Source organism: Bradyrhizobium sp. UFLA06-24, assembly GCF_054967145.1.
On the sequence record NZ_JADFUE010000043.1, the window covers coordinates 46720 to 55368 of the forward strand.

Annotated in this window: 7 protein-coding genes; 2 read left to right on the forward strand and 5 right to left on the reverse strand. The window is 64.9% G+C overall.

The window, feature by feature from the left end:
• Window positions 1–5 precede the first annotated feature (5 nt).
• The gene (locus IF809_RS27550) at window positions 6–266 is read right to left on the reverse strand and encodes a hypothetical protein (protein WP_462839068.1); all 261 of its coding nucleotides are present in this window, start codon (window positions 264–266) and stop codon (window positions 6–8) included.
• Window positions 267–494: 228 nt separating this feature from the next.
• Between IF809_RS27550 and IF809_RS27555 the strand changes: the two genes are divergently transcribed.
• On the forward strand, window positions 495–1238 hold the full coding sequence (locus IF809_RS27555; protein ID WP_128964680.1) for a sulfite exporter TauE/SafE family protein: 744 nt from the start codon (window positions 495–497) through the stop codon (window positions 1236–1238).
• Between the two features lie 122 nt (window positions 1239–1360).
• Here the strand turns inward: IF809_RS27555 and IF809_RS27560 are convergent, their stop codons facing one another.
• The 4 genes from IF809_RS27560 to IF809_RS27575 all read right to left on the reverse strand — a co-directional run bounded on the left by IF809_RS27560 (window position 1361) and on the right by IF809_RS27575 (window position 7940).
• Complete coding sequence (locus tag IF809_RS27560) at window positions 1361–2767, reverse strand: MATE family efflux transporter (RefSeq protein WP_462839069.1); 1407 nt, start codon at window positions 2765–2767, stop codon at window positions 1361–1363.
• A gap of 63 nt (window positions 2768–2830) precedes the next feature.
• The gene (locus IF809_RS27565) at window positions 2831–4630 is read right to left on the reverse strand and encodes an ABC transporter ATP-binding protein (RefSeq protein WP_462839070.1); all 1800 of its coding nucleotides are present in this window, start codon (window positions 4628–4630) and stop codon (window positions 2831–2833) included.
• A 384-nt stretch (window positions 4631–5014) separates the two neighbouring features.
• Window positions 5015–6601: a DHA2 family efflux MFS transporter permease subunit gene (locus IF809_RS27570; protein WP_462839071.1), complete on the reverse strand. Its 1587-nt coding sequence runs from the start codon at window positions 6599–6601 to the stop codon at window positions 5015–5017.
• 28 nt (window positions 6602–6629) lie between these two features.
• The gene (locus IF809_RS27575) at window positions 6630–7940 is read right to left on the reverse strand and encodes an HlyD family efflux transporter periplasmic adaptor subunit (protein WP_462839072.1); all 1311 of its coding nucleotides are present in this window, start codon (window positions 7938–7940) and stop codon (window positions 6630–6632) included.
• A 198-nt stretch (window positions 7941–8138) separates the two neighbouring features.
• Here IF809_RS27575 and IF809_RS27580 point away from each other — a divergent pair.
• Window positions 8139–8649: TetR/AcrR family transcriptional regulator (locus tag IF809_RS27580; RefSeq protein ID WP_462839073.1), on the forward strand; the 511-nt coding region annotated here is incomplete at its 3' end.

An 8649-nucleotide genomic window follows, 5' to 3' on the forward strand; every position in this document is an offset into this window, starting at 1 on the left:
AATTTCTATCGATGTTGGCGGCGATGGCGGCTGCGGACGGCTGGCGCGGCAGGCGATGGATAGGCCGCGTAGGCATCGCTCGACACGACAGGCTCGCCGCGGGCTGCGCGGCCCGCCGGCGTGAGCTGCCCGCCGTTCAGCACGTCGCGATCGGGATGTGCGGCCTGGTAGGCCGCGGGCTCGGAAAATTGCGCCTCGGCCAAGGTCGGCATCAGGCTTGCCGCCGACAGCAGCGCGGCCGTCACGGCAAGATGCATGCGGGTCATATGGGTGCTCCATCATCTCACGGGCCAGGCGGCTCGAAGCGCGAATGGCTTGCCGCAGGCCTCCCAAGTCGCGGGACGATCAGCATGTAGGCGCGTCCTTCGGGAATGCCCGCCATCCGGAATCACGCTTGCGTGCGGTTTTGAAATTGACCTTCCAAGCCGCATCTGTGCTATGCGCCATGAGGCGATCACGGCTTCGGGATCGCAGATCACGACGGGAAGTCACTGGTGGAAACGTCCTCCTACGCCCTGATTCTGTTCGGCGCACTGGCCGGCGGATTCGTCTCGGGGCTCGCAGGGTTCGGCACGGCGCTGATGGCGCTCGGCATCTGGCTCTACGTGCTGCCGCCCTCGCTCGCGGTCCCCTTGGTGCTGATCTGCTCGGTGATCGCACAGACCTCCACGCTGCCGTCGATGTGGAAGAGCTTCGACCTCTCCCTGGTCTGGCCGTTCCTGATCGGCGGATTGCTCGGCGTTCCGCTCGGGACCATGCTGGTCGCCTCCGCCGATCCCAAAGTGTTCAAGCTCAGCGTCGGCGTGCTGCTGCTGATCTTCCCGACCGCGCTGTACCTCAACAAGAGGCCGCTCGCCATCACGTTCGGCGGCCGCATCGCCGACGGCGCGATCGGCTTTGCCGGCGGCATTCTGGGCGGGCTCGCCGGATTGTCCGGCCCGCTGCCGATCCTCTGGGCCAACATCCGCGGCTGGAACAAGCATGAGCGGCGCGGCATCTTCCAGCTGTTCAATTTCACGGTGCTCGCCACCGCGCTGGTGTTGCAGACGATCTCGGGCCTGGTCGCTTTCAAGGTGGTCTGGCTTGCGATGGTCGCATTCCCGGGCACGCTGATCGGGGCATGGGCCGGCGCGCGCGTCTATCACGCGCTCAGCGACAAGCACTTCGGCGATGTCGTGCTCGGCCTGCTGTTCCTGTCAGGCGCCACCTTGGTCTGGAACAGCGTCGGCGCGCACTAGAGCGCGATCAGATTAGGTTCGATCGGTGCCTCTGATCACCTCTCCCTTCGGGAGAGGTGATCGCAGTTCTCGGTTCGTATCGATTCAACCAAAACACATTCCGCACTAGTCTTCCTGCCTCGTTACGCCGGCTCGCGCAGTGGCGATGCGACAGGTTCAGGATCCGTCGGCGGCGTAGCTCTCTGCCGGGCCGGCAGCGCAAGACGCTTCCTGAATTCGCGCAGCAACAGCGACACGCTCAAGCCGCCCTGCAGCGTGTTGGTCGCGATCGACAAGTACCAGACGTGCTCCATCCGGAAGCCCGGCCAGGTCGAGAGCCAGATCGACGGCAGGGAATAGGTCAAGACCCGCATGGCCGAGGTCCACAACACCGGCTTGGTGTTGCCCAGCCCCTGGAACATGCTGGAGCAGACAAAGATCAGCCCCTGCGACACCATGTTGAACGAGACGATGCGCAGAAAAAGCGAGGCAACCGCCATCGTCTCCCGATCGCTCGAGAACCCTGCAAGCAGCAGACCCGGCGCGAGCTGCGCGACGACCAGAAAAGCCGTCATCACGGCGGTCGCCATCAGCGATGCCTTGACAAAGGTCTCCCGCACGCGCGCGCCGTTGCCGGCGCCGAAATTCTGGCCGGCGATGGGTCCTGCAGCAAGCGCGATGGCGAGCGCCGGCATCTGGATCAGCCCGAGCAGCCGCGTCCCGATGCCGAATCCCGCCTGCGCCGCCGCGCCAAATACGCTCAGCACGTAATAGCCCACCGCCATGACGATGAAGACCATCACAAACTCGCCGCCGGCAGGCAGCCCGACGCTGAGGATTCTCTTCCACTGCCGAAGCTGCGGACGCCATTGCGCCGGGTGAAAAGCGACGTAACGCTCCAGCCTGTGGAAATAGACCAGCAGCATCAGCACGCCGATGCCAACCGCGATGGAGCTTGCAAGGCCCGCTCCGGCGATCCCAAGCGCATGTCCGGTGCCCCACCCCGTGATCAGCACCGGCGCCAGCGCGATGTTGATGGCCACGGCGAGGGCCTGCACCAGCATGCTCGGCCGCACGATGCCGGTGGCCCGCAATGCGGACGCCATCACCTGCGTCGCGAATTGCAGCGCAAGTGCCGGCATGAACCAGAGCAAATAGGTCGTACCGGCCTCGATCGTGGCCTGGTCCGCTGCAATCGCGCGCATATAGGGACGTGACAGCGCAAGACCCCCGGCCAGTGTCAGCAGGCCGAACAGCACCGACAAGACGACGGACTGGTTGAAGACGAGATTGGCATCGCTGCGGTCCTTGCGCCCCACCGCATGCGACATCAGCGCCACCGTGCCGACGCCGAGCACTTGCATCAGCGCATTGACGAGAAAGCCCGCATTGCCCGCCGCAGCGACGCCGGCGATCGCCGCCTCGCCCAGGCCCGAGACGAAGTACAAATCGACCAGTTGGCAGATCATGATCGTGATCATGCCGACCACGATCGGTGGCGCCATGCTCAGGATATGGCTCGCGATGGAGCCGTGCGTCAGGTCTTTCATCTCATTCCATCCTTCGGCGGCGTGGCCGACGATCGCCCGTCGGCCACGCGCCATTCCACGTCCTCATTCCGCCGCTGCGATGTGCCCGAGCTCCACCACCTGGCGTTCGAACAGACTGCGATAGATGCCGCCGCGCTTGCCCGCGAGCGCGGCATGCGTGCCCTGCTCGACGATCTCGCCGCGGTCGAACACCAGGATGCGATCGAGGCTGCGCACCGTCGACAGCCGGTGCGCGATCACGATCGAGGTGCGGCCCTTCATCAGCCGTTCCATCGCCTGCTGGATCAGGGCCTCCGACTCCGAGTCCAGGCTCGAGGTCGCCTCGTCCAGGATCAGCACAGGCGCATCAGCCAGGAAGGCGCGCGCCAGCGCCACGCGCTGCCGCTCGCCGCCCGACAGCTTCACGCCGCGCTCGCCGACCAGGGTGCCGTAGCCCTTCGGCAGGCGCAGGATGAAGTCGTGCGCATTCGCCAGCCGCGCCGCCTGCTCGATCGCCTCCAGGCTGGCACCGGGCCGGCCATAGGCGATGTTCTCCGCAAGCGAGCGGTGAAACAGGATCGGCTCCTGCTGCACGATCGCGATCTGGCTGCGCAGCGATTGCTGCGTTGCCAGCGCGATGTCCTGTCCGTCGATCAACACGCGACCGCCGGTGACGTCATAGAGCCGCTGCACCAGCTTGACGAAGGTCGTCTTGCCGGAGCCGGAGCGGCCAACCAGCCCGACGCGCTCGCCGGCACGGATCCTGATCGACAGTCGGTCGTACAGCGGCGCGCGATGGCCGCCATAGTGGAAGGTGACATAGTCGAACACGATCTCGCCGCCTTCGATCGCGATCGGACGCGCGCCTTCGGCATCGGCGATGCCGATCGGCTCGTCATGGATCGCCACCAGCTCCTCCATGTCGTTGACCGAGCGCTGGAGATTGTTGATGTGCATGCCGACGTCGCGCAAATAAGCGTGGATGACGTAATAGCTCGTCAGCACGTAGGTGACGTCGCCGGGCGAGGCATGCCCGTACATCCACAGCAGCACTGAGCCGCCGATCACGGAGCCGCGCAGGCACAGCAGCAGCGAGAGCTGTGCCATGGCGGTGTAGTTGTAGCGAAACCAGGTCCGCTTCACCCGCACGCGCCAGCGCTTGATGACACGTCCCAGCCGCGCATCTTCCCGCGCTTCGGCGCCGAAGGACTTCACCACCGCATTGCAGGTCAGCGCATCCGCCAGGGTGCCGCCGACCTTGGTGTCCCAGGCATTGGAGACACGCGCGGCCGGCGCGATATAGCGGGTCGAGAACAGCACCGTCATCGTGACATAGACAAGCGCGCCGAGTGCGATCACCGCGCCGAGCGAGGCCCAGTGCACGCCGAGCAGGATCATCGACCCGATCAGCACGACCAGTGAGGGCAACAGCGCCAGCAGGAGCGTGTCGTTGAGCAGATCGAGCGCCCACATGCCGCGCGTGATCTTGCGCACGGTCGAGCCGGCGAAGGAGTTGGCGTGCCAGTCGGTCGAGAAGCGCTGCACGCGCAGGAACGCGTCCTGCGCCACGTCGGACATGATCTTCAGCGTGAACGGCACGATCGCCTGCAGCCCGGTCAGGCGCAGCACCATCGAGGCTGCGCCCAGCACGACGATGCCGCCGAGCGCCACCAGCGCGGCGTGGCGCGCCTCGGGACTGGATGGGCCCTGCGTCAGGGCATCGACCAGATGTCCCGAAAAAACGGGCATGAACAGGTCGGCGACGGTCGCGCCGAGCAGGCCGGCAGCGATGGCGAGCGTCCGCCCCGGCTGCTTCAGCCAGTGCCGGAACACGAAGGGCAGGACCACGCGGATCGCCGCGGGCTTTTTTGACAGAGTGGTCATGGCATAATCCGGCCGCTGCTGGCGCGGGCCGGCCCCATCGATGGACGCAAGCCGGCCACGAGGGCCGAGGCGGCGTCACTTAAAACTGAGTTTGACTTGGGAAGCGGAGCGATCGGGACTGAGAACCCAATCGAAGCTGGCGGAAGAGGCCTCTACAGGGCCGAGCACATACCGAGCCAGAAAACCGAGCGCGGGCGCACGATCTGCGAATGCGACGAAATCATGCAAATCCCTCCCCGGTTCGGTTGAATGAGGTGCGCTTTATAGATGTGTCATCCGCGATTTGCAACGGGCCACATACGAGATCACGCACGAGTGTTGCATTTTGGTGCGGGTTGCCCCGGCCAATCAAAGCCGGGCGATGACACCGCGTGTGGGGCAGCGTCAATGCGCGTCGCCGCCGCCGCCGAATGGCGAGGCCGGTCTGTTCAGCAGCGTGACCAGCAGGCTGAGACCGAGATAGAACAGCGTCAGGATGAAGAAGGCATCGCCAAAACTCATCACCACGGCCTGGCGGTGCACGATCTGGCTGAGCTGCTTCATCGCCATCAGCGTGGAGTCGCCGAGCCCCTGGAATTTCTGAGCCAGCATGGTCAGCGTTTCGGTCGCGGTCGCATTGCCCCAGGTCACGCGCTCCTGCAGGCGCGTGATGTGCAGATCGGTGCGGTCGTTGAGCACGGTGTTGATGACGGCTAGACCGACCGCGCCGCCGAGATTGCGCATCAGATTGAACAGGCCCGAGGCATTCTTCACCCTCTCGGGCGGCAGCGTGCCGAGCGCGATGTTGTTGGTCGGCACCATCGCGAACATCATGCCGACGCCGCGCAGGATCTGCGGCACGAGCAGCTCGTAGAAATCGTAGTCGCGCGTGATCCAGGTCATCTGGTAGGAGCCGATCGCGAACACGATCAGGCCGAAGGCGATCATGTAGCGCATGTCGAGGCTCGCCATCAGCCGGCCCACCAGCGGCGCGACCAGGAACATGGTGATGCCCGAGACGAACATGGTCTCGCCGATCATCAGCGCGCTGTAGCCGCGCACCTCGGCCAGATAGCGCGGGTAGATGTAGGTCAGGCCGTAGAGGCCGATGCCGATGCAGAATTGTAGCGTGGAGCCGACGGCGAAATTGCGGTTGGAGAAGGTGCGCAAATTGACGATCGGTTCAGTCGCCGTGAAGACGCGCACGAAGAAGGCGATCGCCGAGAGAACGCAAATCCACGCGCAGATCGCCACCGAGGTGTCCTGCAGCCATTCATATTGCGGACCTTCCTCCAGCACATATTCCAGCGTGCCGAGAAAGCCGGCCATGAACAAGAGGCCCCACCAGTCGAAGCGGTCGAGCAATTCGAAATGCGGCTCGTCGAAATCGACCAGCGCCAGCACGCCCAGGGTGATGCCGATGCCGGGAACGACGTTGATGAAGAACAGCCAGTTCCACGACATCAAATCGGTGATGTAGCCGCCGACGGTCGGTCCGATTGTCGGGGCCAGCGTCGCAACGAGGCCGATGATGGGACCGACGATGTGGAATTTGGTGCGCGGGAACACGGTATAGGCCGAGGCGAACACCGTCGGAATCATCCCGGCGCCGAGAAAGCCCTGGAGCGCGCGCCAGAGGATCATCTCCTCGATCGTCGTGGCGAAGCCGCAGAGCAGGCTCGATGCGGTGAAGCCGGCCGCGGAGATCGCGAACAAGAGCCGCGTGCCGAAGGCGCGCGACAGGAAGCCGGACAGCGGGATCGCGATCACTTCGGCGATCAGATAGGCGGTCTGGACCCAGGAGACTTCGCTCGAGCTCGCCGACAGGCCGGCCTGGATTTCGTTCAAGGAGGCCGAGACGATCTGGATGTCCAGGATCGACATGAACATCCCGAACACCATGATGATGAAGGCGAACAGCCGCTTCGGCGCAATGCGCTCCGAGGCGGCCGATGCCATCATGGCCGGTGAAGCAGTCGTGGCGGTAGCCATAATCTGACCTCGCAGCGCCCAGGCGCGCTTACTGCGGATGGATCATGGTGGGATCGTCGAGGTCGATCTCGCTGTCGGCGTCGGCGGCGCCCTTGTTGGTGTCCACGGTGGCGTAGACCGACATGCCGGCACGGAGCAGGTTCTGCTTCGCAACTGCCTTCGGCACGCGGATGCGGACCGGCACGCGCTGCACGATCTTGGTGAAATTGCCGGTGGCGTTGTCCGGCGGCAGCAGCGTGAACACCGAACCGGCGCCCGCCGCGATGCTGTCGACCACGCCGGAGAACTTGCGCATGCCGTAGGCGTCGACCTTGATCGTCACCGGCTGGCCGGGGCGGATGCGCTTGAGCTGGGTCTCCTTGAAATTGGCGTCGATATAGACGTCATCGAGCGGCACGACATTGCCGAGCCGCTGGCCGACCGCGACGAAGTCGCCGGCGTTGACGAGGCGGTTGGAGAAGATGCCGTCGACCGGCGCACGCACGGCCGTGAAGGACAGATCGCGCTCGGCCTTGGCGAGCGTGGTCTTGAGCTCGGCGAGCTGCGCCTGGGCTTCGGCCTGCTGCGCCTTGGCGACGTCGACATTGCTGACCGCGACGTCGTAGGCCGCCTGCGCGGCCTTCACCGCGGCGGCGCCCTGGTCGCGCCCGGCTTCCGAAGTTTCGAATGTCGCGCGCGAGGCGAAGCCCTTGTTGCTCAGCGCCTGCTGGCGCTCGTAATCGAGATCGGCGCGCTTGAGGCCAGCTTCGGCGGAGACGAGCTGCGCCTTGGCCTGTACGACCTGGCTGTCGAGCGCCGCGATCTGGCGGCCGATGCGATCGATGGTGGCCTGCTGGGTCCCGATCCGGGTCGCCGCCGCATCGACCGCGATCTTGTAGTCGCCGTCGTCGATGCGCAGGATGACGTCACCGGCATGCACCAGCGTGTTGTCGCGGGCAAGGATCGACGAGATGTGGCCGGCCACGCGCGCGCCCAGCATGGTGTTGTTGGCGCGGACATAGGCATCGTCGGTGGAGACGAAGAAGCGGCCGACCAGCGTGTAATAGCCGGCATAGCTTGCGGCCGCGAGCGCCAGCACGAGGCCGATGCCCATCATGACGAATTTGCGCTTGCCGGATTTTGGCGCGGCAGCGGGCGCGGATGCAGTCGGGGCCGGTTGGTCGGTCACGGGCTTCTCCGGCGCCTCGCTGGTGCGGCGCTTGGTCTCTTCGGCCACATGAGAGCGCAGCTGTTCGGCGAGGACTGCTGATGTCCCGGTCGCAGCTTCACCGTTCGCGGGCGCCGTTTCCACCGCTTCCTGGCGAAGGACGCGCGCAGCCTGGTCTCTCGATGCGGCCATAAAGGCCTCCCCCATTAAAACGCGATCCCGGGCGGCCGTCGCACAGCCGCATTTTCCCGCTCGTCCATCCCAAATACCATTGACCGAACGGTTCGGTCAATCTATTAAATATTCCCGGGCCGATCCTACTGGCCCGAATCCTTTATTCAGGTTTCATGCTTCGAGCCCGCTTCAGAAACCTTCCGAGACGCTGAACCAATGGTTGTAGCCGGTCGCGAACATCTGCACGTCCTCCAGGAGGAGGACAGCTCCAAACGCCGCCAGATTCTGGCCGGCGCCCGTAAGGTGTTCATGGATCTGGGTTTTGACGGCGCCAGCATGGGCGAGATCGCCCGCGCGGCCGGCGTTTCCAAGGGCACGCTCTACGTCTACTTCGCCGACAAGAGCGCGCTGTTCGAAGCCATCCTGGAGGAGGAAGCGCTCTTTCACGGCCAGGTCGTGTTCAATTTCGACCCTGCGCGCGACGCCGAGACCACGCTGAAGGACTTTGGCCAGGCCTACAACCACCTGCTCTGCCGGCCCGGCGGCGGATCGGCGATCCGCACCGTAATGGCCATCGCCGAGCGCATGCCCGACGTCGGCCGCCGCTATTATCTGCGCGTGCTGGACAAGACCATCAACCGGCTGTCCGAATATCTCAAAGCCCATGTCGCCTCGGGCGATCTCGAGATCGACGATTGCGACCTCGCCGCCTCGCAGTTTATGGAAC